Source organism: Pseudomonas alloputida, assembly GCF_021283545.2.
Taxonomy (GTDB): Bacteria; Pseudomonadota; Gammaproteobacteria; order Pseudomonadales; family Pseudomonadaceae; genus Aquipseudomonas; species Aquipseudomonas alloputida.
In genome coordinates, this window is sequence record NZ_CP128540.1 from 2,300,707 (window position 1) to 2,324,317 (window position 23,611).

General features: G+C 56.9%; 20 protein-coding genes and 1 pseudogene. 11 read left to right on the forward strand and 10 right to left on the reverse strand.

The window, feature by feature from the left end; translation table 11 throughout:
- Positions 1-2: 2 nt before the first annotated feature.
- Positions 3-167 carry a hypothetical protein gene (locus LU682_RS10500; RefSeq protein ID WP_155500257.1) on the reverse strand — a complete coding sequence of 55 codons (165 nt, stop codon included), beginning with the start codon at positions 165-167 and terminating at the stop codon, positions 3-5.
- 589 nt (positions 168-756) lie between these two features.
- Between LU682_RS10500 and LU682_RS10505 the strand changes: the two genes are divergently transcribed.
- Positions 757-1,974, forward strand: a complete 1,218-nt coding sequence (locus LU682_RS10505) for a PucR family transcriptional regulator (protein ID WP_016488028.1) — start codon at positions 757-759, stop codon at positions 1,972-1,974.
- 248 nt (positions 1,975-2,222) lie between these two features.
- On the opposite strand, the gene cahR is transcribed toward LU682_RS10505, so the two are convergent.
- The 3 genes from cahR to LU682_RS10520 all read right to left on the reverse strand — a co-directional run bounded on the left by cahR (position 2,223) and on the right by LU682_RS10520 (position 5,681).
- Positions 2,223-3,242, reverse strand: coding sequence for a transcriptional regulator CahA (gene cahR / locus LU682_RS10510; RefSeq protein ID WP_016488027.1), 1,020 nt, complete (start codon positions 3,240-3,242; stop codon positions 2,223-2,225).
- A 197-nt stretch (positions 3,243-3,439) separates the two neighbouring features.
- Positions 3,440-4,825, reverse strand: a complete 1,386-nt coding sequence (gene gabP, locus LU682_RS10515) for a GABA permease (RefSeq protein WP_232885732.1) — start codon at positions 4,823-4,825, stop codon at positions 3,440-3,442.
- A gap of 73 nt (positions 4,826-4,898) precedes the next feature.
- Positions 4,899-5,681: a creatininase gene (locus LU682_RS10520; protein WP_016488025.1), complete on the reverse strand. Its 783-nt coding sequence runs from the start codon at positions 5,679-5,681 to the stop codon at positions 4,899-4,901.
- Positions 5,682-5,997: 316 nt separating this feature from the next.
- On the opposite strand from LU682_RS10520, the gene LU682_RS10525 reads away from it, so the two are divergent.
- The 8 genes from LU682_RS10525 to LU682_RS10560 all read left to right on the forward strand — a co-directional run bounded on the left by LU682_RS10525 (position 5,998) and on the right by LU682_RS10560 (position 15,102).
- Positions 5,998-7,125 (forward strand): polyamine ABC transporter substrate-binding protein, encoded by a 1,128-nt coding sequence (locus LU682_RS10525; protein ID WP_016488024.1) that lies wholly within the window; start codon positions 5,998-6,000, stop codon positions 7,123-7,125.
- A 24-nt stretch (positions 7,126-7,149) separates the two neighbouring features.
- On the forward strand, positions 7,150-8,067 hold the full coding sequence (locus tag LU682_RS10530; RefSeq protein WP_024717429.1) for an ABC transporter permease: 918 nt from the start codon (positions 7,150-7,152) through the stop codon (positions 8,065-8,067).
- Positions 8,064-8,873 (forward strand): ABC transporter permease, encoded by an 810-nt coding sequence (locus LU682_RS10535; RefSeq protein ID WP_016488022.1) that lies wholly within the window; start codon positions 8,064-8,066, stop codon positions 8,871-8,873. The genes LU682_RS10530 and LU682_RS10535 overlap by 4 nt, the downstream gene beginning before the upstream one ends.
- 28 nt (positions 8,874-8,901) lie before the next feature.
- On the forward strand, positions 8,902-9,990 hold the full coding sequence (locus LU682_RS10540; protein WP_016488021.1) for an ABC transporter ATP-binding protein: 1,089 nt from the start codon (positions 8,902-8,904) through the stop codon (positions 9,988-9,990).
- Between the two features lie 86 nt (positions 9,991-10,076).
- Positions 10,077-10,469 carry a type 1 glutamine amidotransferase family protein gene (locus LU682_RS10545; protein ID WP_016488020.1) on the forward strand — a complete coding sequence of 131 codons (393 nt, stop codon included), beginning with the start codon at positions 10,077-10,079 and terminating at the stop codon, positions 10,467-10,469.
- 315 nt (positions 10,470-10,784) lie between these two features.
- A complete protein-coding gene (gene creA / locus LU682_RS10550) occupies positions 10,785-11,996 on the forward strand; it encodes a creatinase (protein ID WP_016488019.1) in 1,212 nt (403 codons plus the stop codon).
- 80 nt (positions 11,997-12,076) lie between these two features.
- Positions 12,077-13,309, forward strand: coding sequence for a CynX/NimT family MFS transporter (locus tag LU682_RS10555; RefSeq protein ID WP_016488018.1), 1,233 nt, complete (start codon positions 12,077-12,079; stop codon positions 13,307-13,309).
- Positions 13,310-13,809: 500 nt separating this feature from the next.
- The gene (locus tag LU682_RS10560; protein ID WP_016488017.1) at positions 13,810-15,102 is read left to right on the forward strand and encodes an amidohydrolase; all 1,293 of its coding nucleotides are present in this window, start codon (positions 13,810-13,812) and stop codon (positions 15,100-15,102) included.
- 144 nt (positions 15,103-15,246) lie between these two features.
- Here LU682_RS10560 and LU682_RS10565 read toward each other — a convergent pair whose 3' ends face one another.
- A complete protein-coding gene (locus LU682_RS10565) occupies positions 15,247-15,645 on the reverse strand; it encodes an FCD domain-containing protein (RefSeq protein ID WP_161775543.1) in 399 nt (132 codons plus the stop codon).
- A 395-nt stretch (positions 15,646-16,040) separates the two neighbouring features.
- Between LU682_RS10565 and LU682_RS10570 the strand changes: the two are divergent.
- A pseudogene (locus LU682_RS10570) lies at positions 16,041-17,156 on the forward strand (IS1182 family transposase); the annotation flags it as partial.
- Positions 17,157-17,528: 372 nt separating this feature from the next.
- On the opposite strand, the gene LU682_RS10575 reads toward LU682_RS10570, so the two are convergent.
- Entirely contained in the window at positions 17,529-18,776 is a 1,248-nt protein-coding gene (locus tag LU682_RS10575) for a tyrosine-type recombinase/integrase (RefSeq protein WP_024717430.1), read from the reverse strand.
- A gap of 590 nt (positions 18,777-19,366) precedes the next feature.
- A complete protein-coding gene (locus LU682_RS10580; protein WP_010954791.1) occupies positions 19,367-20,053 on the reverse strand; it encodes a hydrolase in 687 nt (228 codons plus the stop codon).
- Between the two features lie 207 nt (positions 20,054-20,260).
- Here LU682_RS10580 and LU682_RS10585 point away from each other — a divergent pair, with 207 nt between their 5' ends.
- Positions 20,261-20,722 (forward strand): RidA family protein, encoded by a 462-nt coding sequence (locus LU682_RS10585; RefSeq protein WP_010954790.1) that lies wholly within the window; start codon positions 20,261-20,263, stop codon positions 20,720-20,722.
- A gap of 19 nt (positions 20,723-20,741) precedes the next feature.
- On the opposite strand, the gene LU682_RS10590 is transcribed toward LU682_RS10585, so the two are convergent.
- The 3 genes from LU682_RS10590 to LU682_RS10600 all read right to left on the reverse strand — a co-directional run bounded on the left by LU682_RS10590 (position 20,742) and on the right by LU682_RS10600 (position 23,591).
- Positions 20,742-21,728 (reverse strand): LysR family transcriptional regulator, encoded by a 987-nt coding sequence (locus LU682_RS10590; protein ID WP_232857091.1) that lies wholly within the window; start codon positions 21,726-21,728, stop codon positions 20,742-20,744.
- 154 nt (positions 21,729-21,882) lie between these two features.
- Positions 21,883-22,290: a hemerythrin domain-containing protein gene (locus LU682_RS10595; RefSeq protein ID WP_332042918.1), complete on the reverse strand. Its 408-nt coding sequence runs from the start codon at positions 22,288-22,290 to the stop codon at positions 21,883-21,885.
- Entirely contained in the window at positions 22,266-23,591 is a 1,326-nt protein-coding gene (locus LU682_RS10600; RefSeq protein WP_010954787.1) for an SDR family oxidoreductase, read from the reverse strand. Before LU682_RS10600 ends, LU682_RS10595 begins: the two co-directional genes overlap by 25 nt.
- Positions 23,592-23,611 lie beyond the last annotated feature (20 nt).

Consider the following 23,611-nt stretch of genomic DNA (forward strand, 5'->3'; position numbering starts at 1 on the left):
TGTCACGGGGCAGGCCCATTGCAGGTCTCATTTCCAGCAGATGGCAGGCTCAGGAAATTATCGTTTGCCGGCTCAATGGCCAGTTTGCCGGTTTTGGTCGGCACAAAGTCCATTGTCGGCATTTCATCGTTGGTGCCGAGCTTGAGGAGTCTGCCATTGAACGTCACCGTTTTGTCGGTCAGCGTTGGTCGCTTGCAAGGTGTAGCGGCGTGCGGCGACGGGCACGGTCAGTGATGCCGTTTGATACCGGGCAGTGTTGAGCACCAGCAGGGCGAGGCCGCTCGGTTGGTCACGTAAATGTTGCTAAAAGATTGTAGAGAAAGCGAGCACTAAGCTGCAACGTTTGGATAGGGGGTGAGCATCACTCCACCGGAAATTTGGTCATACGTCCGCGTGGTCGTCGAGTGCATGAAGCTTGATGGGATTATCTCCAAAGTCGTGAGAGTAGATGGAATGTACGGGAGGGCATCTCGATACCTGGGGCTGTTGATCGCAGTCATCTCGCCGTTCGAGGGAGTGATCATGAACGATTTCAGGTAGCATCTCTATTACAAGTCCCCGGCATGGTCGTCGATGAGCTTGCTGAGACTTAACCGCATGCGCTTTTCGGTCATGGCGTAGGAGCAGTACTGGCATGTTCCTTCAATTTCTAAAGTTGATATCTTCGGCGAGCAGTGACGCCATGGTACAGCCCGACATTCTCATGTGCGAGCCAGTTAGAGGGCGTCAGATGCAGAGCCTGGCGGGTGTCGAGCCATGAGCTTGACTCTGAGTGAGGTCCTGAACCTGCCCGGCTTGGAAGACATGAGGGTCCGCGCAGGCGAGCTTTACTTGCAACGGCGAGTATGCTGGTCCTACGTGGCGGGAAATGAGGGTATCACCGCGTGTAAAATGGGCGGCGAACTAGTATTTATTTCGGAAATCAATTACCTATGTGACGAACGCAAGTTACTCACTTTGGTCGAGACTGGTGCTGTGTTGGGTATTGCCGGGATGGTGGTTCTTACTGGAGGCCCGTTTCCCCAGTGCATCCCGTCTGCAGTGATCGCTCGTGCTGAACAGTTGGGATTGTCGCTGATCGAGCAGCCCTCTCCGCTGAAGTTGGTGTTTGTGACCCACCTGATCGATACGGCCCTGATGCATATGACTCAAGTGCGGCGCTCACGTAACCACATTCTCGGCCAGTTGCTGACCGGAGATTACCCGAGTCTGGCCATTGCCCGACAGCGGGCTGCGCATCTGCAACTGATGCTTGATATTCCACGGCGACTGGTCGTGCTGCGCTTGTCAGGTATCGAGACGCTGTTTGAGCGCCAAGGCTTGGCCCAAGGCGAGCAGCTGTGGCAAGCCACTCGCCAGTCCATGGAAGACCAACTTGAAGCCTGGGGTCGCAGCCGCCCGGGAACGGTGATGGTAGAGATGCCGGGCGACCTCTTCGTGCTACTGCTGGCGGATGCCGATGACCTGCCGGCAGCCTTGACCACGTTGCGTCGGCAACTGATCGGAGTGGCAGGGGAGTTGGATATGTACATGGGCCTGTCGAGCGTTGCTGAAGATTGTGGTCATTACCGCCGACTGCTCAACGAAGCGCGCCAGGCGCTGAATGTGGCGCAGAAACTGCGCCCGGAGAGCGGATACTGCGATTTCAACGAGTTGGGCGTGTTGGGTTTGCTGCAGGGGGTAGTCGACCGCACGCTCATCGACGACTTCGTCGAAAAGACACTCGGCCCGTTGTTCGTGCCCGGCCGTAAACACCCTAAAGTACTCGTGCATACCCTCGACGCTTTGCTCAAGGAAAATGGCAACGGGCTCAAGGCTGCCCAGCGCCTGGGACTTCACCGTAACACCATCAATCAACGTATCCAGCGCATCGAACAACTGAGTGGAAAATCCTTGGACGATCCACTTTTTCGTATGAATGCTTCGATCGCTATTATGGTATGGCACATGTCTATCGCCCGAGGTAAGGAATAATGACATGAACATCATCAATGCGCGCCTGCGTAGCAAGCGTAGTCCGCTTCGTCCTGAATGGCATGACATCTAGCCAGATCCAAGTGATGGTCCAAAACTGTGCGGAATGACCGAGATTCCCCTGCAGAATTGTGGTGGCGCCCTCGTGGAGCGCACATTCACTTGGATGCCCTCACATTGCGGGCCAGCTGAGGGGAGCATGGCGAGGAAATCCTGGACCGCGCCACGAAAACTAACGACAGGGTTGTTCAGTGAAGTGAAGAGACTACCTTTTTCCGCTCGCCGATTGGTGAGACACCAAAGAAACGACTGTAGCACTTTGAGAAGTGTGCTGGCGAAATGAAACCACAGGCGAGGGCGATATCACGCACTTGGGATTCACTGTGTAGCAATAGTTGCCTAGCCCGTGTCAGGCGTAGTTCCAAGTAATACTGACTCGGTGTGTTTTGAAGATGCTTGTGGAACAAACGCTCCATTTGCCGAACCGAGATCTCATTCAGTTCTGCAAGCTCTTCCAAGGTCATCGGGTCTTCAAGGTTGGCTTCCATGATTGTAACAATCTGACTGAGTTTGGGCTGAGAGGTGCCGAGCTTTTGCCGCAAAGGCACGCGCTGGCGCTCTTGCGATCCACGTACTCGATCACATAACAGCAGTTCAGCCGCATGACTGGCAATGTCCCGCCCGCCAGGTTCTCGGGCAATCAGTTGTAGGATCATGTCCATGGACGCCACGCCGCCGGAGCTCGTGAAACGGTCACGGTCAAGCTCAAACAGTTGGTTGGAAATGATAATGCCGGGAAATCGCTCTTTTAGCGCCTCGATATCTTCCCAGTGGATGGTACACCGATAACCAGTGAGCAGATTGGCGCGTGCTAGCAAATGGCTGCCTGTGCAAATACCGCCCAATGGCACCTGGTCATGTGCCAACTTGCGAAGCCAGTTGAGGATGGGGCGGGTATTGTGGTCGGAGACTATCGGGTTTGGCCCCACCACGAACAGCATGTCCAGCTTTGGGGCATCCTTGATACTGAAATCGGGCAGGATGCGCATGCCGTTACTGGCACTCACTGGCTCCATGTCGGCTGCAATGATCAGGGTCTGGAACATGGTTTTGCGTGCTGCCAGGTTGGCCATGCGCAAGGTTTCCACCGCCGAGGCGAAGCCAATGGTGGTGAAATTGGGAATGATCAGGAAACCGACGACTTTCAGCGGCGGGGCATCATTGACAGGGTATGCCGGTGCCAACGGCGAGGATTTTAACGTACCCATCAATACGACTCCTTGAATGCAAAAAAATGACGTGCTCTGCGTCTGGTTGCCGTAAATCGGCAATTCATTGTGTTTAGGTTGATGCATTTGTCAGAGTGATAGTACACGCAGTGCCTAAGCATTGGGAGGCGCCCCGGTGAAAAGCAAAAACCCTGCGAAAGCAACACCTTCACAGGGTGGGTAACGACTCGGCCTGGTCAGTCAGGCTTGCTCGCCACGGTGGCCGAAGTGCTCTTTTTAGACGAGAAAATGGCGCTCACGCAGACGATGGACAGCGCCAGCGCACCAGTTGCCACCACTTCCATGCGATGCCCTGGCATCACCAGCATCATCGTCAAGATACTGATGATGGAGAAGATGACCAGGTAGCTGAGCCAGGGGAACAGCCACATCTTGAAGTCCAGCGCAGTACCTTGGCTATCCATCCGATTACGCAGAACCAATTGCGAAACAGCGATTGCCAGATAGACTAGAAGCGCTACCGCCCCCGAACTTGCCAGCAGGAAGGAAAACACCTCGTCGGGAGCGAAGTAATTGAGTGCTGTGGTCAAGAAGCCCACTGCGGTGCTGGCTAGCACTGCAATCACTGGCACGCCCGTCGCTGAGGTGCGCTGCAGAACGCGAGGACCGTCGCCGCGCTTGCTCAGCGAATAGACCATGCGCGATGCGGTGTAGATGGCCGAATTGAGGCAACTGGCAACGGCAATCAGCACGACGATATCGACGATCATCTTGGCGTGCGGGATGTTCATCAGCTCAAGGGCCCGTTGATAGGAGCCGACCTGTACTAGCATGGGGTCGTTCCAGGGCACGATGGAGATGATCAGGAACACCGAGACGATGTAGAAGATCCCCATTCGCCACACCACGGAATTGGTGGCACGGGTGATTTGCTTGGAGGGGTTTTTCGACTCGGCGGCGGCAATGGTGACAATTTCAGTACCCATGAAACTGAACACGGTGGTGAGCATGGCACCGATGACAGCGGTCATGCCGTTGGGCATGAAACCACCAAACTCATGACTCAGGTTGACCACGCCGCTAACTGAAATATCGGGCAGCGCGCCTGTCAGTGCCAATGCACCCAGAGCAATGAACCCTAGCACCGCGATAACCTTGAGCATCGCAAACCAAAACTCGAATTCACCGTAGCGCGCCACACTGAACAGGTTAGTTACGGTCAGCAAACCGGTAACCACCAGTGCGAATTCCCAGGTTTCTATCGCAGGGAACCAGGCATGCAGAATGGCCGCTGCTGCAATGGCTTCGATTGGAATGACCAGCACCCAGAACCACCAGTACAGCCAGCCAATGGTAAAGCCTGCTGTACGTCCCATTGCGCGCTCGGCGTAGGTGGAGAATGACCCGGTATCTGGCGAGGCCACCGCCATTTCTCCGAGCATGCGCATGACCAGAACGACCAGTGTGCCAGACATGATGTACGCGAGAATTGCCGCAGGACCGGCTGCAGCAATGGCATGCCCCGAGCCGATGAAGAGGCCGGCGCCAATAGCGCCGGCGATTGACAACATGGTGACGTGGCGCTGCTTGAGGCCGGGGGCCAGAGTTGAGTTGCTGGACATGCTAATTACCCTTTTTATTCTTGAAGGAGGGTGAACTGCGAACGGCGGTGCTGCTCTGGGCTGGAGATCGGTGTTATTTCTGCAGGTCGAAGGCCTCCCGCACAGCGCTGCTAATGCCCTCTACGCAAACTCGCAGAATCAACTCGCCTTTTTCTCGGTTGGCGCCCTTAGGCGAGGAAAGCGTTCCGCAGGCGGGGGTGCGTTCAGGGATGATGGGGAAGACATCGTAAGGTGGGAATTTTGCCGGAGGGTGGTCGACGGCGCGGCTCAGGTCGACCTTTTCAGGGTGCAGGGCCAGCATCAGTGACGTTTCGAAAACGCCACCGTGTTCGATGTCCCAGCCGAGGAAACCTTCGGGGTAGAGCTCTTCGATGACCGCCGGCGCGTTGACGAAATCCCAGTAGGACAGAACGACCACCTTGAAATCGGTGATACCGCCATAACGCAGTTCGCGCAGCGCCAGGTCGATGCCTTCGACGATGAACATCGAGTTTTCATAATGGCCATTCATCAAGACCAGCTTGCGCGCCCCATGCCGGGCGAGTTCGCGGATGATGTCCTGGATGGTATGGGTCAGTGTTGCGCCATCCAGGCTGGTGGTGCCGGGAAAGTGGTTGCCACCTCCCGACTTCTGCTGTGACTTGTAGCCATAGGCCAAGGCGGGTAACACCAAGCCGTCGACTTCTCGCGCTACTGCCTTGCACAGGGCGGTAGGCAATAGCACATCCACCTCCATGCACATGTGATGACCGTGCTGCTCCAAGGCGCCCACCGGCAAGAAAATCGTGCTGCCGGAAGCTACCTTCTGTGCGTACTCAGGCCAGGTGAGTTCGCCAACCACTACGCTTTCGTTCATCGGTTATCTCTCTTTATTCTTGTATTCGTTGAAGTAGTCCGTTTGCAGCGAGCCAGTACATGCAACGATTTGATCAGATCACAACGACATTCACTTGTCAGTTCCCGACCTGAATTTGACAAATGCTGACGGACCTGCGATCCAGGTGGGTCGGGTGGGGCAGGGGGCGAATTTGACAAATTACAGGTCGGAAAAACACAACTTGCCCTGATGGCAATCTGCTGCAATCGGTAATCACACAGGCGGTGAAAACCTTGGGGAAGCGGGGCGAAAGCGCGGCTGGGCCAAGGCACTTTTGATTACCGAGGGTATCTCCATGACGCGTCGCGCCGATTTTTCACGCCGTACATTCATCAAGAACAGCAGCATTTTGGCCGGTGTGGCGGCGCTCTCCGGGGTACTTCCGAACAGAACCTTTGGCGCAGCCGAAAAAGAACTGGTGATACTGGCGTGGGCAGGCCACGCCGCGCCCGACATCGTCGCGGATTTCGAGCGCGAGCATGGGGTCAAGGTGCGGGCCAAGTACTACACCGGCGGCGATAACATGCTGGGGCTCATTTCGCAGTCACCACCGGGCACCTTCGACCTGATCCTGTCGGATGCCGAGTATGTGCAACAACTCAACGCCGCCGACTATATCGAGCGACTGGACCTTGCCGATTATCCCTTCGATGACTTCTACCCAGAGTTTCAGCACTTTCCAGGGCACTGGCAGGGCGATGAACTGTATTCGGTCATGGTCCGCTTCGGCTTTCTCGGTATCGCCTTCAATACCCAGTTGCTGCCGGAGTCCAAGGCGAAAAGCTACCAGGTGTTCTGGGACGATAGCCTCAAGGGCAAGGTCGGCCACTTCGACTGGCACCTGCCAAACCTGGGCCAGATCAGTTTGCTCAATGGCAACAGGCTGCCCTACGACATCGACGCGGCGCACTGGAAGAGGCTCCAGGACAAAACCATGAGCCTACGCGGACAAGTGGCCGGGTTCTTCGATTATGGCGGTACCTTCTCCTCCCTGAAAAACGGCCAGATCCACGCGATGTGTGGCATTGGCGACTGGATTACCGGGGTCTTGCAGCGTGCCGGGGCACCGGTAAAAACAGTGATACCCGAGGAGGGCGGCCTGCAATGGACCGAGTCTTATTGCATCGCCAAGAAAGCCCACAGCCCGGAACTTGCGAAGAAGTTCATTCAATACATCACCTCCCCTGAAGGCCAGGTGAAGTCGGCGAAGATGGAGGCTTACCCGGCGCTGATTCCCAATAAGCGCGGCTGGGAGTTGCTGAACAAGACCGACCTTGCCGAAGCCAGACGCCAAGGCATGGTACTGGGCCAGCGCAATGTCATGGACGACATCCGCGAGGGGCGTATTCAGTATCGCGCGCTCCCCGTGCAGCAGAGCCTGGAGGACTGGAACGACTTCTGGTCGCAGTACAAGGGCGCTTGATGGCGCCTACACAGGAGCGGCGTAATGATTTCGAACAAGCTATCGCCCCCACTGCCCGCCAGTGAGGAGCCTGCACGCACGCGTGGGCAGTTCGGCAAGCGCACCTGGCGCTTACCGGGGTATGGGCTGATCCTGTCGCTGCCGATACTGGTCTGGCAGCTACTGTTTTTTGTAGCGCCCTTGCTGTTTCTGCTGACCATCAGTTTTTGGCTGGTGCGCAACTTTCGCATGGTCCCTGCGTTCGAGTGGCTGAACTGGAAGTACCTGTTCAGCCGCGAGTACTTCTGGGATGCCTACTTGCACACCTGGGCGATGGCGGCGGGGGCCAGTGTGCTGATCAGTGCCGTAGCCTTTCCGTGCGCCTATACAATTGCCTTCAAGTTCCGCGAATCGACCCGGCAATGGTTGGTGCTGTTGTTGATCACGCCATTTTTTACCAGTTACCTGGTGCGCACCTATTCCTGGCAAGTCTTTCTCAGTGACCAGGGGCTGCTCAATAGCGCCCTGGCGTTGCTGGGGATTGGGCCGTTGCCCTTGCTCAATACCAGTTTTGGTAGCTATGTGGGTTACTTCACCCTGTGCCTGCCGCTGGTAGTGTTGCTGCAGTTGTTCAGCCTCATGTACATCGACCGCACGCTGATCGAAGCTGCCCACAACTTGCGCGCGGGCCGTCTGCGCACGGTATTTGGGGTAGTGATTCCATCGGCGCGGGTCGGCATCGTCATCGCCGCACTGTTCTGTTTCATCATGACCTTCGGTGACTTTGTCAGCCCGCTCTATCTAGGGGGCGGCCAACCACCAACCTTGAGCACCCTGATTACCGACACGACCAAATCGGGGCAGCAATGGCCACGCGCGGCGGTTATTGCCACGACGATGATCGTGACCTTGCTGGCCACGGCGTTCCTGATGGTTCGCCACGCCTACAGGAGGCGCGCATGAACGAACATCGTGTCATCAACTTCATGCTGCGCAGCTTCGTCGTCCTGGTGTTCTTGTTCATCCTCACGCCTATCATTGGCAGCTTCGTGTTTTCCTTCAACGTCGACCGCTTCCCATCCTTGCCCCTGGGTGGCTTCAGTTTGCGCTGGTACGAAGCGATTGCCGCCGACCCGCAAGTCTGGCAAGCCTTCAACAACAGCCTGGTCGTCGGTGTGGTGGTATCGCTGGTTTCCACGCTGCTGGGCTTCACTGCCGCCTATACCGACTTTCGTTATCACTTTTTTGGCAAGTCGGTGTACATGGCATTGGCACTGCTGCCTCCTACCATTCCGGTGGTGATTCTGGGCCTGGCGATGCTCGCGTTCTTGTCGCGAATCGGCCTGTCCGGCGAGCTGTATGCCGTCATGATCTGCCACATCGTCATGTGCTCACCATTCGCCATGGCGGTGATTCGCATGCGCCTGGCGCAGATGGCCCCGCAACTGGAGGCCGCCGCCTGGAACCTGAGCGCCAGCCAATGGCAGGCCATGCGCTACGTGATCCTGCCGTTCACCGCCCCGAGCATTTTCGCCGCACTGTTCGTGACCATGGCCGTGTCGTTCGACGAGTTCGCGGTGGCCTGGTTCGTTTCGGGCCTTAACGAGACAGTCCCGGTACGCATCCTCAATACTTTGCAAGGGCAGGTCAGCCCGACCATCAATGCGATAGGCACGATCGTTTTCATCACCACGATCACGCTGACGATCGTTGCCCAGGTTTTGCTCATGCGCCGGCAGAAGAAACCGGCTGACGGCAAAAAAAGCTGAACATCCCATGCCGACGCAGGAGCTCCCCATGACTCAACCGTTAGTGGTATTCGATAACGTGACCAAACAATTCGGCAGTTACGTCGCTGTCGAACCGATGAACCTGGAAATCTACAAGGGCGAGTTCGTCGCGATCATGGGCTCCAGTGGCTGTGGTAAAACCACCACGCTGCGCATGCTTGCCGGGCTCGACAAGCCCAGCAGCGGTGAAATTCGCTTGAACGGCGAGCGCATCAACGACCTGTATTCCTGGCAAAGGGACACCCCGCTGGTGTGGCAGAACCTGGCGCTGTTCCCCTTTCTGAGCGTGCTTGAAAACGTTGAGTTCGGTTTGCGCATGCGCGGCATGGGCAAAGCTGAACGGCGCAAAAAAGCCCTGCACTGGCTAGAGCGCCTGGACCTGGGCGAGTTTGCCAACCGTGATATAAGCATGCTTTCTGGCGGGCAACGGCAGCGGGTGGCGCTGGCGCGTTCACTGGTCACCGAGCCCCCGATACTGCTACTGGACGAACCGCTCAGTGCCCTCGATGCGCACTTGAGCGTGCGCATGCAGGCGGTGTTGACTGGGTTGCAGAAGGACCTTGGCATCACCTTCGTCTATGTCACCCACAGCCAATCCGAAGCCTTCGCCATGGCTGACCGCGTGGTGATCATGAGCCGTGGCCGGGTTGAGCAGATTGGCACGCCCAAGGATATTTTCTTCGAACCGCACAACCGTTTTGTCGCTGAATTCGTCGGCGGCAAGAACATGCTTGGCGGCGTTGTGCTTGGCTTCGACGACACCGGGCTGGTGCAACTGGACTCGGCGTATGGTCGCTTTCTGGCACGCTTGCCCGAAGACCGATCTGTTGCGGTAGGGGAAGAGGTCACCCTGTGCATCAGTGCCGAACATATCAACCTCGCCGCGCAACCGACCACAGCCAGCCGCCTGGCGTGTACCGTGATGGGGGAGGAATTCATTGGGTCAATGGTCAACATATACCTGGAAGCCGCCAACGGGCTGGAACTGCAAGTGCAGAAGCCGTACGCGGATTACGACCTACTTGGGCTCAAGAGCGGGCAGAGGGTGCATGTCGGGTGGGACGATGCGCGGGCGCTGATTTTACGTGGCAATTAGAGGTCGATATCTGACATCTGCGCAGGGGCGGCAGCGTGGACAATTGTAGACGTACCCACGCCCAGTTGACCCGAAGGAGGCAGTACATGCAGCAATTGACTGAAACCAGCGAAAACCTGGCCAGCGCCGTGCGTATTGGCTTCCTGCTGGCCGAAGGGTTCGATTTCTATGCCTTGGCCGCTGCGCTGGAACCCTTGCGCCAAGCCAACGACGTGGCCCGCTGCGTGGTCTGCGAATGGCAGATACTGAGCCTTGAGGGCCAGCCGCTGAAGGCCAACAATGGCATCGTGGCGGCCACCGTGCAACTGAGCCAGGCCAAGCCCCTCGATGTGCTGATTCTGTGCCTTGGCAGTGAATTGCAGTTGTGTACCGACGACAGTGTCCGCGAATCGCTGGCGCTGCTGACCAAACCGACCTGCCGCACGCTCGATGTCGGCGAATTGGCCGAATTCATCGGCGTTGCCCGGTTGTCCCCGTAGCGCGTGTTCACCCGCTACCAGAGCTGAACCTGCCTCGATAATTATCTTGATCCGCGCCTGCAATGGGCGCGACATCGCGCGTTTCCTCTCCTTCATTCCCCCTCATCTATACCTCTGCCTGTTCTTGCCGCAGCGAGGCCTGTACGGCAGTGGCGGGCAATATTGTCCTTTCCATAGCGGCGTTTACAGCAAGGCGGATCTGATCATCTAGGGGTCGGATTCGCGCAAAAAAGGCCGCCTTTTATCTGTTCGAATGATCTCCAGTGGCACCCAAAACAGGGCCTCTCTACTGATCACCTACCAAGGAGTGAAGACATGCAAATGCCGAAAACAATACAGATTCAAAACGGCGAAAAAGTTAAGCCGACGTTCTCGCACCAGGAATACGCCAACCGTCAATCCAAGTTGCGCAGCTACCTGGCCCAGAACAATATCGACGCCGCTGTCTTCACGTCTTATCACAACATCAACTACTACAGCGATTTCCTGTATTGCTCGTTCGGCCGTCCTTATGCCCTGGTGGTGACTCAGGATGCCGTGGTGTCGATCAGCGCCAACATCGACGGTGGCCAGCCATGGCGGCGTACCGTGGGCACCGAAAACATCATCTACACCGACTGGCAGCGCGATAACTACTTTGTCGCGATTCAACAAGCCTTGCCCAAGGCCGGACGTATCGGGATCGAGTTCGACCACTTGAACCTGGTCAACCGCGACAAATTGGCCAGCCGTTATCCCCAGGCCGAGCTGGTGGACGTCGCCGCGCCATGCATGCGCATGCGCATGATCAAGTCGGCTGAAGAGCACGCCATCATTCGTCACGGTGCCCGCGTTGCCGATATCGGTGGTGCTGCGGTGGTTGAGGCCCTGCGTGACCAGGTGCCTGAGTACGAAGTGGCGCTGCATGCCACCCAGGCCATGGTCCGTGAAATTGCCCGCACTTTCCCCGATTCCGAACTGATGGACACCTGGACCTGGTTCCAGTCTGGTATCAACACCGATGGCGCGCATAACCCGGTAACCTCTCGCAAGGTCAACAAGGGCGACATTCTGAGCCTCAACTGCTTCCCGATGATCGCCGGTTACTACACCGCGCTGGAGCGCACGTTGTTCCTCGACCATTGCTCCGATGAGCACCTGCGCCTGTGGGAGGTCAACGTCAAGGTCCACGAGGCCGGCCTGAAGCTGATCAAGCCAGGCATGCGTTGCAGCGATATTGCCCACCAGTTGAACGAGATTTTCCTCGAGCACGACCTGCTGCAATACCGCACCTTCGGTTATGGCCATTCGTTCGGCACCCTGAGCCATTACTACGGCCGTGAAGCTGGCCTTGAGCTGCGCGAAGACATCGACACCGTGCTGGAACCTGGCATGGTCGTGTCCATCGAGCCGATGATCATGCTGCCCGAAGGGCTGCCGGGTGCGGGTGGTTACCGCGAGCATGACATTCTGATCGTCAACGAAAACGGCGCTGAAAACATCACCAAGTTCCCATACGGCCCAGAACACAACATCATCAAGAAGTAACCGAGCAAGCCGCACAGGAAACTGTGCGGCTTTTTTTATCCGTATGACTTTTTCCATGCCAAGGTTCAAGGAGGACATGTGTGGAGTACGCGACAGCGCACGCTCGCAATGAACGGGGGCTGCCGCAACCTGGCACAATTGCCAAGGGTTCGCGGCTTTTTTATTTCGCCTGCAGCATCATTTTCGTAGCCTTCAACCTCCGCACTGCGTACCCAAGCCTCGGCGCTGTGCTTGCCGATATATCCAGCGACCTAGGCCTGACGCCTGCCGCCACCAGTGCAATTTCCACCCTGCCTGTATTTTGCCTGGGGTTGTTCGCGCCCGTGGCGCCCTGGCTTGCCCGCAAAATAGGCACAGAGCGCACGATCTTGGTATTGATGGCGGCGTTGTCCACAGGGCTATTGATACGTGGCGCCGGGAACGTCAGCGGCCTGGTGGTCGGTTCGATCGTCATTGGCAGCGCCATCGCCATCATCAACGTATTGCTCCCTGGGCTTATCAAACGCGACTTCGCCAAGATCACCGGGCTGATGGCCGGCCTCTACTCCATGGCGCTGTTGAGCGGTGCGGCGACTGCCGCAGGGTTCACCCTGGCGCTGCAAAGCACCTTGGGCGGTGGCTGGACGACGGCGTTGGCGCTGTGGTCAGTGCCGGCAGCGGCAGCCTGTGCCTGCTGGCTTTTCCAACTGCCCAAGGGCAGTGCGCTGGCACCCAAGGCTGCGCCGCGCGTACGAGGGGTGTGGCGCTGCGCGCTAGCCTGGCAACTCACGCTGTTCATGGTGCTGCAATCGATGTATTCGTTTACCGTGTTCGGCTGGCTCGCCCCGTTTCTGAATGGACGGGGGATGACGCCGCTGGAGTCCAGCGTCATCGTCTCCAGTTCAATCCTGCTACAAATGGTCGCTTGTCTGCTCGGGCCGCTGATAGCCACACGCTTGCCGAGTCAATCCTGGTTCAATGTGGTTGTTGTGGTGCTCACCACGGTCGGTTTTCTCGGCTGCCTGTCCGCGCCGCTCGACACGGTATGGCTGTGGGGCGGGGTACAAGGCATCGGGCAAGGTGCCTTGACTTCCATTGCCATCACCATGATTGTGCTGCGCTCGGCAAACGCACAGGTTGCGGCAGAACTTTCGAGTATGGTGCAAGGCGTCGGCTACGGCCTGGGCGCACTCGGGCCGTTGCTGGTCGGGGTGCTTTATACGCCGGTCATTGGCTATGCGCACGTTGAGATATTTCTTAGCGGGGTAGGCGTAGCGATGCTGTATTTCGGATATACCTCAGGCCGACGCCGACTCGTGGCAGCCCGCTATTAGCGCTATCCTTCAGCTGACACCTAGTCACCGGAGCGCTAGGAACATGAAGAAAAGACTACCCTGCGCTTGTGGTGCTGTGGCGCGAAGTTAACCTTGCACTTGGCTGATTGGTAGTCGTTGAGGTCGCAATAGCTGTTGTGGATTTCATTTCTGCTTTCCAGAATCCATCTGTTTCTTGTACCGCCAGTCTTTAGGTATGAAATGCAGTTCTATCTACAATCAAATAGAAAGCAAGGAGGCCTTGCTGTGCGAGTCCTTCGAGGAACTCTGCAAAGGACTGCGCCAGCATGCACGGCTTTGTGTCTACAGGCCATCGAGATCCAACCAAGCATTCAGGAATACGTTCATATTGATAGTTAGCTAGGTAATTGTTAGGGTGAGGTCGTCCTTTTTCTGTTCAGCCTATTGATCTATCTACGCGAAAAACCATCAAGGCTTCCACTATATCAGCTAGCAAATTGTTCCGACCCTCTACCTCGATCAGTGCATTGTGCCTGGCAATGATGTCGTTTGCCTGCCACGCATCCCCCCAAGCGAACCCTCTCGAGGAGCAGGCCTTTATCGGCGCTGCCCAGGTCGAGCAGCAGATGATCGAGTGGCGACGGGACATCCACCAGCACCCAGAGCTCGGCGAGCAGGAAACACGCACTGCCAAGCTGGTCGCCGAGCACCTTGAAAAGCTTGGCCTCGAAGTCCATACGGGTATCGGGCGCACGGGAGTGGTCGGAATTCTCGAAGGTGGCAAATCGGGCCCTACCGTCGCCCTGCGCGCGGATATGGATGCCTTGCCGGTCAAGGAGCCTGCGGGCCTGCCATTCGCCTCGACCGCGCGGGGTACCTATCATGGCCAGCAGGTGGATGTGATGCACGCCTGCGGCCACGACACCCATACCGCCATGCTGATGGCAACTGCGCAAATCCTTGCAGGCATGCGTGACAACCTGCCGGGCAAGGTCATGTTCATTTTCCAGCCGGCTGAAGAGGGCTCGAGCCTGGTCAAAGGCGGAGAGGGGCGGCGTTGGGGGGCGCAGTTGATGCTGCAGGAAGGGCTGTTCGACAAGCTCAAGCCTGATGCGGTGTTCGCTGTGCATGTCATGCCTGGGCCTTCAGGGCAATTGAGTTGGCGTTCGGGTGCCACGACCGCCAGCAGTGACGACTTGAACATCAAGGTTATAGGCCAGCAGGGCCATGGCGGCATGCCTTGGAACACTGTCGACCAGGTAGTGGCCTCTGCACAGGTCATCAACGGCCTGCAGACGGTGGTAAGCCGCCGCACCAAGCTCACCCAGTCGCCAGCGGTGGTCACTGTGGGCATGATCAAAGGTGGTAGTGCACCGAACATCGTGCCGGAAAGCGTCGACATGGCAGGCACCATTCGTACCTACGATCCGGCGGTACGTGCGCAAGTGGCACACGATGTGAAGCTCACGTCCGAGAAGATAGCCGAAAGCGCCGGTGCTACGGCCAAGGTATCAATCGTGCCGGCCTATGACATGACGATGAACAATGAGCAATTGACCGAGCAGATGGCGCCAGTGCTCAAGCGTGCGGCCTATGGCAAGGTCGCCACCACCCCTCTGGTCGGTGCTTCGGAAGATTTCTCCTTCTTCGCAGGCAAGGTACCCGGCCTCTACTTCTACCTGGGCGTGACACCCGACGGGCAGGACCCGGCCAAGGCAGCACCGAATCACAACCCGAAATTCTTCGTCGATGAAAAAGCGCTGATCGTTGGCGCGCGGGCGATGTCGGCGGCCGCCGTTGATTTTTTGTCTGAGCATGCAACTCAGCAGTAATTCAGGATGTAGCGCCGGTCATGCGGCGCTTGCCAATATGCAAAGCAGTGCGATATCAACTGATATGCAGTGTTTTTGCAGTGACAAAAGATACCCTGCGTTTAGTATCCCGTCATCCCGAAGATCTGGAAGGGCAGTGCTCTCCTACTGAGAAAGGTCTTTTGAGCGGTTATGCCATTTTATTAGCTGCTGATGTACTGCAGCTCTGGCGAACTCAATGTCACTACTGCTAATGGCCTGATAAATTGCTTGATATTCGATAATATGCTGTTGCGTCTCGATCGTCGTCGAAGCATGTTGAGTGTTGAAGCTGGATATAGCATCGAGCAAGTACCTGTTGCCACTCGCTACTCCCATTGCTTCACGAAAATTCAGGTCGGAACGTTCGAACTCAGTTGAAATCTGCGCCCCCAAGAGGTCGTCGAGCTTGCGCGCCATACGTTCTAAGTCCCGTACGCTGCGGCGTTGTGCGGCGAGTGCAGCCGCAGCCATCTCGATCACCAGTCGATATTCGAAGGCGGCCAATTCATCAATTTCGAACATGATAGTCCACGTGTTGTTTGCGTACACGCGGAGGATAACTGAGCCCATGCCCACCTGCGTCCGGAGCAATTACAAAGCAGTTATCTATTTTTCAATACTCAAGCGATCAGCAATTTATAGATAACTGTATTGGGTCCTCTCGCATAGCTCGTCAGTGCCGCCCTTCATAGACTTGGCACAACGGTTCTGGAGGACCCTATGGACGCAGTACAAAATCTCGACAACCTGGTGGCAAACGTGTCCACCGTATTCCTGACCGACGCCGATGTCTCCCGTCTGGCCACCTGGCCGAAGGTCATCGCCGCCCTTGCCGATGCCTACTCGCGGCCGTTCCTGCCGGCCATGGTGCCACCACGCATTATGGCGCGAGGCGAGGGCTTCTGGCTGCGAAGCCTGCCGACTTTCGCAGAGATAACGGTAAAGCCATTCGCAGCGTCGGCCGACAGTTCGTCGTGCTTTGCCGCAACCTCAATCTCTTCTCCCAATCGTTCATCGCCATCGACGGCAGCAAATTCAAAGCCGTGAATAACCGCGACCGCAATTTCACTCAAGGCAAGGTGAAGGCGCGCATGCAGCAGATCGAGCAGAGCATCGACCGCTATCTAGCGGCAATGGATTCAGCCGATCGGGCAGCGCCGGAAGTGGCCGAGGCCAAGACTGAGCGATTGAAAGACAAAGTCGAAAAGCTGAAACAGCAGATGCAAAAACTGAAGGACATTGAGGCGCAGCTTCACGCCAGTCCCGATCAGCAAATCTCTCTTACCGATCCAGATGCCCGCTCAATGGCCACAAGCGGCCGAGGCTCCGGCACAGTTGGGTACAACGTACAAACAGCAGTCGACGACAAGCACCATCTGATCATTGCCCATGAGGTGACCAACGTTGGTAATGATCGCGGGCAACTGAGCAATATGGCTAACCAGGCACGTGAAGAAATCGGTGCTGAGGCGCTGACAGTGGTCGCTGATCGAAGCTATTACAAAGGCCCGGAAGTCCTTGCTTGCGAGCAGGCGGGTATCACCACCTTTGTACCGAAACCCCTGACATCGAGCAGCAAAGCGGAAGGCCGATTCGGCAAGCAGGACTTCACCTACATGGCTGCATCGGACGAATATCGATGCCCTGCGGGCCAGTTGCTGACGCGCCGGCATTCCTCGATGGAGGACGGCATGTTACTGCACTGCTATTGGTTTTCAGGATGCCAGAGCTGCTCCATGCAGAAGCAGTGTACGACCGGTAAAGAGCGGCGACTCAAGCGCTGGGAGCATGAAGAAGTAGTCGAGAGAGTGCAAATCCGATTGGAGCAAGATCCAGGGAAGATGAAGGTTCGCCGGCAGACGGTGGAGCATCCCTTTGGCACGCTCAAATTCTGGATGGGAAGTACCCACTTCCTGACCAGAACCCTGCCGAGGGTAAGCACTGAGATGAGCCTTCACGTGCTCGCCTACAACCTCAAACGGATGATGAGCATCTTCGGCATCGCAGGGCTACTTGAGGCAATCAGGGCGTAAACCCCGCCGCTTGCTGGCCCGCAAACAGCTATATGGGCCGCTGACGCGGCCCATATAGCACTACAAATGTCTACTTCGCTGGGTAGGGCTATTCACGCTCTCGCCTGCTAATTCCACAGGCAATCCGCGCGACTCTCAGTTTTCGACGTGTTTACTGCGTTTTCACACAGCCTGGGTCGATAGCGGACGTTCATGAGTTACCTGCAATCTCCAGATTCTAGCGCGGGAGCGCCGAAAGGTACTCCAGATTGCGTTGGGGGTGGGGCAGTTGCGTAGGGAAGCTTGGTGGCGCACAAAGATGCCAATGATGTCTGCCTGAGTTCGAGACTGTATTTCATCCTTTAATTCAGTTCAGCCAGCACCTTGCCTTGGTCAGGTTGCTTTGCAACCTGACAGTGCATAGCGAGCCCATTCCTCCATAAGCTGTTTTCGTTTTTCGAGCAGATCGCCTCGTCGATACGCTGCTTCAGTCGCATTACTGATTTTATGCGCCAAGGCCATTTCAGGGACGATATTGGCGAAGTTAGTTGTCTCGGCAGCCCAGTCTCTGAAGCTTGATCGGAAACCATGCATGGTGATGACTTCACCCGCTTCGTTGCGCCAGCCTGGTCCGTCGTTGGCTAAGGACTTCTCATCCATACCGCGTATTTTTTGTAGCATTGCCATGTTCGAGAGCGGTCGACCAATGCTCCGCCCCGGGAAAAGCAACCCACTTTTGCTTTCCGCCTTCAGGCACCTGAGCGTATGCAGGGCGGCTTTAGATAACGGTACTCGATGCTGGCGCCCGGCTTTCATCCGGGAAGCCGGAATAGTCCAAATTTCTTCGTCCAGATCAACCTCTTCCCAATACCCACCTATCACTTCGCTTGTGCGCAAAGCGCACAGCACGGTTAACTTCACCGCAGTTGAACTAAGGTCCCAGGATTGCTCTAGTTCTGCCATGAAGGCTGGTAATTGCTCCCAAGGTAGAGCGGGATGATTACCACGGTCTGCCAGCCTTCTTCTAGGCAGAAGCTTGTCCAAGTGACCTCGCCAGCGAGCGGAGTTTTCACCCGTGCGCAGCCGGCGTGCTTTGGCAGCATCGAGAACAAGTTCTAGCCGGTTTCTGACCCTGGCCGCTGTCTCAGGCTTAGCGGTCCATATCGGATTCAGAATCTTCAGGATATCGTCTGTTTCAACTTCGTCGACTGGCTTTTCTCCGATAAAGGGAAATGCATACGTGGTAAGAGTGTTGACCCATTGTTGCGCGTGTTTTGCGTTTTTCCAGCCAGCTCTATGGGCTTCGATGTAGTCCACGGCACAAGCGCGGAAGGTGTTTTCAAGGTTCAGATCCCGAGCAATCCGAGCAGCTTCAGCTTGCTGGAGTGCATCAGCCTTATGTGTCAAAGGGTCGATACCCTCCCGAATCAATGCTCTGTGAGTGTCGGCGCGGGAGCGCGCCTCCTTCAACCCATAGTGAGGGTAGGGGCCCAAGCCGATTTCCTTGCGCTTGCCTGCAAGCTGGTAGCGCAGCACCCACGCTTTTCCAGACTTTCGAATGACAAGGCGCAGGCCATCGCCATCATCGTACTTGCCATAGTCCTTGAGGTTTTCTATCAATTTCGCGGTGAGCTTGGGCATGGTGGTGACCTCCGATCTCTGAATCTGGTCCCCCAGTTGGTCCCCCACTCACAGCCTGGAAACAGACGGAACTGGGCGGAAGCTAGAAGACTGTGGCAACATTTAGGTTACCCGCAATATACCGTTCTAGAGCGGCCGGGCGTCGGGTTTTGGATGCCGGTGGTCGGGAGTGGAAACACACTTCGAATGACTACGCTTCCGCCATATTCAAAGCCCTGATTATTCAGGGCTTTTTGCGTTTTTGGGGCTCCGATTTTCTACCCTTGTCATACGGATCACGCCCGCATTTCTCTGTTCATTTCCGCATGCTGTGACCGATATGCCTCCAACATCATCTGCTTGGCCGTTGCGACCTGCCAGGGTTTGAGCCGCCCAGTCGACTGAATCGCAACGGTGGCTATAACGATGCCGTTAGCACTGTTCATGGGGCCAATTCATCCTGAAAAATCTGAAGAGGGTAGATCCGGGCAGCACGGGTCGCTGAAGCCTCTCCCGAGGCCTCAGAACACTCCGTCTCGATTCTCTACCCCGGATCAGCTCGATCCAGCCCCGCTTGTTGATCAGGAACCAACTTTGCGGCTGATCAGGCATCAGATCGATGCGGGCACGGGTGCCAAGGTGGGGCCGTGCTGAACGCGCTCTGGCGCTTTGTGCACCATGGTATAGGCGTAGTCGACGCCCATGCCGTAGGCGCCCGAATGCTCTTTGACCAGCGCCATGACAGCATCGTAGGTGTCGCGGTTTTTCCAGTCGCGCTGCCACTCCAGTAGCACCTGCTGCCAGGTAACTGGCACCACGCCCGCCTGGATCATGCGCTGCATGGCGTAGTCGTGAGCCTCCTTGGTCGTGCCCCCGGAAGCGTCGGCAACCATATAGATCTCATAGCCTGCATCGTGCATGGCGGACAGCGCGAAGGTGGTGTTGCAGACCTCTGTCCACAAGCCCGAAACGATGATCTTGTTCCGACCATTCTTCTTCAGCGCGTCTCGAACCTTCTGGTCGTCCCAGGAGTTCATGGAGGTGCGCTCAAGCAATGGCGCATCAGGGAAGACCGCGAGCAGCTCGGGGTAGGTATGCCCGGAGAAACTCTCGGTTTCGACCGTGGTGAAGACGGTCGGCACATTGAAGATCCTGGCTGCTTTGGCCAAACCTACCGTGTTGTTCTTCAGCGTCTGCCGGTCAATGCTCTGCACGCCAAAAGCCATTTGCGGTTGCTGATCGATGAAGATCAGTTGGCTGTTGAGCGGGGTCAGGACTTCAGTGTGTGGATTGCTCATTGTTCTTCCCTTTTGCTGAACGGTGGCGAGAGTTTTTCGGCGGGTCGTCGCCGAGTGCCAGCCCAAGATAGCGAAACACTCAGCGAATCGGTGGCGCAATTTTGCGCTCTTGGAGGCGCTTTAATGCGCCATTGGTAGCGTCCAATCCGGTGCTAGGATTTCGGCCAGTCGGATCACGTCGATCCATTTTTCGCCAAGGAGAATCCAATGGCCGCTTCACGACCTTTCAACGACGACACTGCTTACTGGGGCGTTTCATGGGAAGAGGGCTACGGCTATCCGCAAGCGCGGCGAGTTGGCAACGAGATCTTCATCTCGGGGCAGTTCAACCATGACGAAGAGGGCAACCTGGTAGCGCCGGCGCCACTGAATGCTGACGGTCGTCCGAGCGATTTCTCGTCAATGGGCGAACAGATGCGGGTTTCCTACGACAACATTGCCAAGTTGTTGGCCTTGTATGGCGCCACGATGCAGGATGTCGTTGAGGAGACGCTGTATGTGTTGGACATGGACGCAGCCTTCGCCGTAGTCGGTAAGGTGCGCAAAGCGGCCTATGGCACCGAGCGCCCGCAGGCGGCCAGTAATATCATCGGTGTATCGCGGCTCGCACAGCGTCCCCAGCTGATCGAGATCGTGTGTCGTGCTGTGATCGGCACCCAAGCCAAATGAACGGCGCCTCCGATTTCAACTAGGAAGCAGGGATGGCCTGCTGACCTTCGACCAAAGGTTTGAGGTCGGCCACGGCAGCCGCGCAGAACGTCATGAATGCTTTTACCCGCCAGGACTTTCTGATGTCCTGGTGGGTGAGCAGCCACAACTCATCCTGAAGCTCCTGCACCACTGGGCCGGCTCGAACCAATCCGGGGGTAATGTCGCCCAGCATGCAGGGGAGGAAACCAAAACCCAGGCCCGCCGCAATAGCGGCACTTGCTGCCGCCACGGAATCAGTGCGGTAAGAAATAAGCTCCGAGGGCACCCGACATTCGACGTAGCTTGTTGCCTTCAAACCGCACAAGCCTCCCGAGTAGGATACCCATGCCTGACCCTCAGCGAAGGGATCGGTAATCGCCGCCTGCTTGACGCTGCCATATGCCGCCCACGCGATGTTGGCGAGCTTGCGGCCCACGAGGGTGTCCGTTGGTTTTTTGGTCGCGCGTACCGCAATATCCGACTCGTCCCTTGCCAAACTCAACGTCTGGTTGCCGACCAACACCTCGATGGTAATCCCCTCATTGAGGGCTTTGAAGTCCGCGATGATCGGCGTGAGAAAGCACAACAGCAGCGAGTCGCTGGTAGTGATTCGCAGCTTTCCCAAGGGGCCCTGGCCGGCGCGGGACACCCTGCGGGTGACACTGACGATGTCCAGCTCAACGCGCTCGGCCAGCGCACGCAGCTCGACGCCTTCGGCAGTCAGCAGATACCCCGCCTTGCGATGATCGAAAAGCGCGACCCCAAGCGTCTTCTCAACTTGCGCGACCCGGCGCGATACGGTGGACACATTGATGCCGAGCTTCTTGGCCGTAGCGGCGCGGTTGCTGCAATCACTCAGCGTTTTGATGATCCGCAAGTCGTCCCAGGATAGTTGGCTGACAGCTTCGCCGACATCCCATTTCGGGCCGTTGGCATTTGCAGGGATCGACTGGGCACTTCCAGGTGACGGCTTCACGACAATCATTCCAGGTGGGGAGGGCTGATAATACGAGAAGGAGCCTGGGCAACCAAGGTGAGGTTGGAAGGCGTGCCTGGTTCATGAGCAGAAGAAGGCTGTTGCTTGTTCGACATCTGAAGCGGATCCCTGCCAGCCGTGGCACTGGCAGGGAATGGCCTTGTCAGGCGGCCCGCTGCTCGCCCTTGAGCATCTTTTTCTGGGCTTCCATGGTTTGCCCAAGCTGTTCCAGCACGTCCTTGCCAAGAAGCTTTTTGGCCGTCGGGAAGAGTTCGCCTTCTTCTTCCTCGATGTGGTGCTCCAGCAGCTCTTTCATGACTTTGACCCGACCGGCAAACTCAACGGAGCCGGTTTCAGTGTGCAGGAGGTCAGGGATGACGAGGGCGTCGACAGCGCGATGCTCTTCCTTGGCCTCGTAGTACTTTTTCGCCTCTTCCTTGCCGCCGGCTTCTTTAATAGCCGGACATCTGACCCTCGCCGCAGCGTAGTAGGCATGGACGTAGTCTTGCGAGAAGCTCCGTCCATACCCCGATAGATGTTGCCTTTCTAGTGTTTCCTGCGTCGGGAACAGGCGATTGTTAACCCTGCGATGATTCCAAGCGCCGCTGCGCCTATTAGCAGGGGCGTTTTAGCTTTAGGTTTCCTCCACCCTCCGTCGATACTCCTTCTGTCACTTGGAGGCTCAAACAGGTTGCCCGATGAGGTTTCGGCTATGGGACTGCGATTTATCCCCCACCGCGTTACCCATCCAGACAACAAAGCTATTCCTGGTACTAGGTAGCTGGCCAAGTGTGCGAGGCGAGCAGCAGTCCCGACCGTTGTGTGAGCTCGAGGTGAAATTGCACAGGCTACCATTGTCTTGGCTACCCGTTCGGGATCGTAGATGGGGCTTGGCGGTGTCAGCGCATGCCCGGTGTAGTTGCCGCCGTCTCGGAAGCCGGGTGTGTCCATGACAGCTGGATAGATGTCGCAAACATGGATGTTTGGAAACTTGGTCAGCTCCCCTCGCAGGGCCTCGGTCAGTCCACGCAAACCGAACTTGCTCGCCGAATAAGCCGCTGCATAGGGCTGGGCCACCCAGCTGCCCAGCGACAGTGTGTTGATCAAAATGCCGCTACCTTGCGCTTTGAAGAAGGGAAGGGCGACGTAGGCGCCTCGCAGGTATCCAATCAGATCGGTCTGGATAACCTGTTCGTGAGCTTCCAGCGGGGTATCCTCAAAGTTCCCAACCGCACCAACTCCGGCGTTGTTGACCCAGATATCGATCCGTCCATGGCCAAACGCTGAGGCCTGGGCGGCCAGCGCTTGAACCTGGTCGCTGTGGGTGACGTCGGTGGTGACCGCTATGGCATCCGTACCACAATCGGTGCATTCATCCAGAACGTCAAATAATGCTTCTTCATCGCGGGCTGCGAGCACCAAGCGTGCGCCTTTGCAGGCAAAGGCGTGCGCGGCGGCGCGGCCTATGCCGCTGGATGCCCCTGTGATTACCACAACTTTGCCACGCAGCGGCCCCCTGACGGGATATCCCCTACGGGGAGCTTCTTGCTCTGTGCCGCTGCTACGGTGTTCGAAGGGTGCGATGATTTCGTCGGCCTCGACCAGAGAGAGCTCAAGGGCGGTGCCATCGACCAGGGTCAACGTCAGCCCTTCGACCGTACCTGCCTCTTTGTTTGGAAACACGGGTTCACCTTCAGCATCCAGGCTGTCGTAGATGAAGCGTGTACCTTCGAGCCATCCCACGGCGGTGAGAAGCTCGGGGCCTAGATAATATTTCCCGTCTTGAAAGAAGCCTGGAAACTGATGCGCTCGCTCCACGTTCTCAACCCTGTAGCGCTCACCTGATTTCATACCTGTCGCTTGATCGACCATTATGCAAACCTCTATAGGTG

Coding starts and splice junctions, on each gene's coding strand:
- LU682_RS10505 (WP_016488028.1), top strand. CDS start 757: ATGAGCTTGACTCTGAGTGAGGTCCTGAACCTGCCCGGCTTGGAAGAC.
- cahR (WP_016488027.1), bottom strand. CDS start 3,242: ATGGGTACGTTAAAATCCTCGCCGTTGGCACCGGCATACCCTGTCAAT.
- gabP (WP_232885732.1), bottom strand. CDS start 4,825: ATGTCCAGCAACTCAACTCTGGCCCCCGGCCTCAAGCAGCGCCACGTC.
- LU682_RS10520 (WP_016488025.1), bottom strand. CDS start 5,681: ATGAACGAAAGCGTAGTGGTTGGCGAACTCACCTGGCCTGAGTACGCA.
- LU682_RS10525 (WP_016488024.1), top strand. CDS start 5,998: ATGACGCGTCGCGCCGATTTTTCACGCCGTACATTCATCAAGAACAGC.
- LU682_RS10530 (WP_024717429.1), top strand. CDS start 7,150: ATGATTTCGAACAAGCTATCGCCCCCACTGCCCGCCAGTGAGGAGCCT.
- LU682_RS10535 (WP_016488022.1), top strand. CDS start 8,064: ATGAACGAACATCGTGTCATCAACTTCATGCTGCGCAGCTTCGTCGTC.
- LU682_RS10540 (WP_016488021.1), top strand. CDS start 8,902: ATGACTCAACCGTTAGTGGTATTCGATAACGTGACCAAACAATTCGGC.
- LU682_RS10545 (WP_016488020.1), top strand. CDS start 10,077: ATGCAGCAATTGACTGAAACCAGCGAAAACCTGGCCAGCGCCGTGCGT.
- creA (WP_016488019.1), top strand. CDS start 10,785: ATGCAAATGCCGAAAACAATACAGATTCAAAACGGCGAAAAAGTTAAG.
- LU682_RS10560 (WP_016488017.1), top strand. CDS start 13,810: ATGATGTCGTTTGCCTGCCACGCATCCCCCCAAGCGAACCCTCTCGAG.
- LU682_RS10565 (WP_161775543.1), bottom strand. CDS start 15,645: ATGTTCGAAATTGATGAATTGGCCGCCTTCGAATATCGACTGGTGATC.
- LU682_RS10575 (WP_024717430.1), bottom strand. CDS start 18,776: ATGCCCAAGCTCACCGCGAAATTGATAGAAAACCTCAAGGACTATGGC.
- LU682_RS10580 (WP_010954791.1), bottom strand. CDS start 20,053: ATGAGCAATCCACACACTGAAGTCCTGACCCCGCTCAACAGCCAACTG.
- LU682_RS10585 (WP_010954790.1), top strand. CDS start 20,261: ATGGCCGCTTCACGACCTTTCAACGACGACACTGCTTACTGGGGCGTT.
- LU682_RS10590 (WP_232857091.1), bottom strand. CDS start 21,728: ATGATTGTCGTGAAGCCGTCACCTGGAAGTGCCCAGTCGATCCCTGCA.
- LU682_RS10600 (WP_010954787.1), bottom strand. CDS start 23,591: ATGGTCGATCAAGCGACAGGTATGAAATCAGGTGAGCGCTACAGGGTT.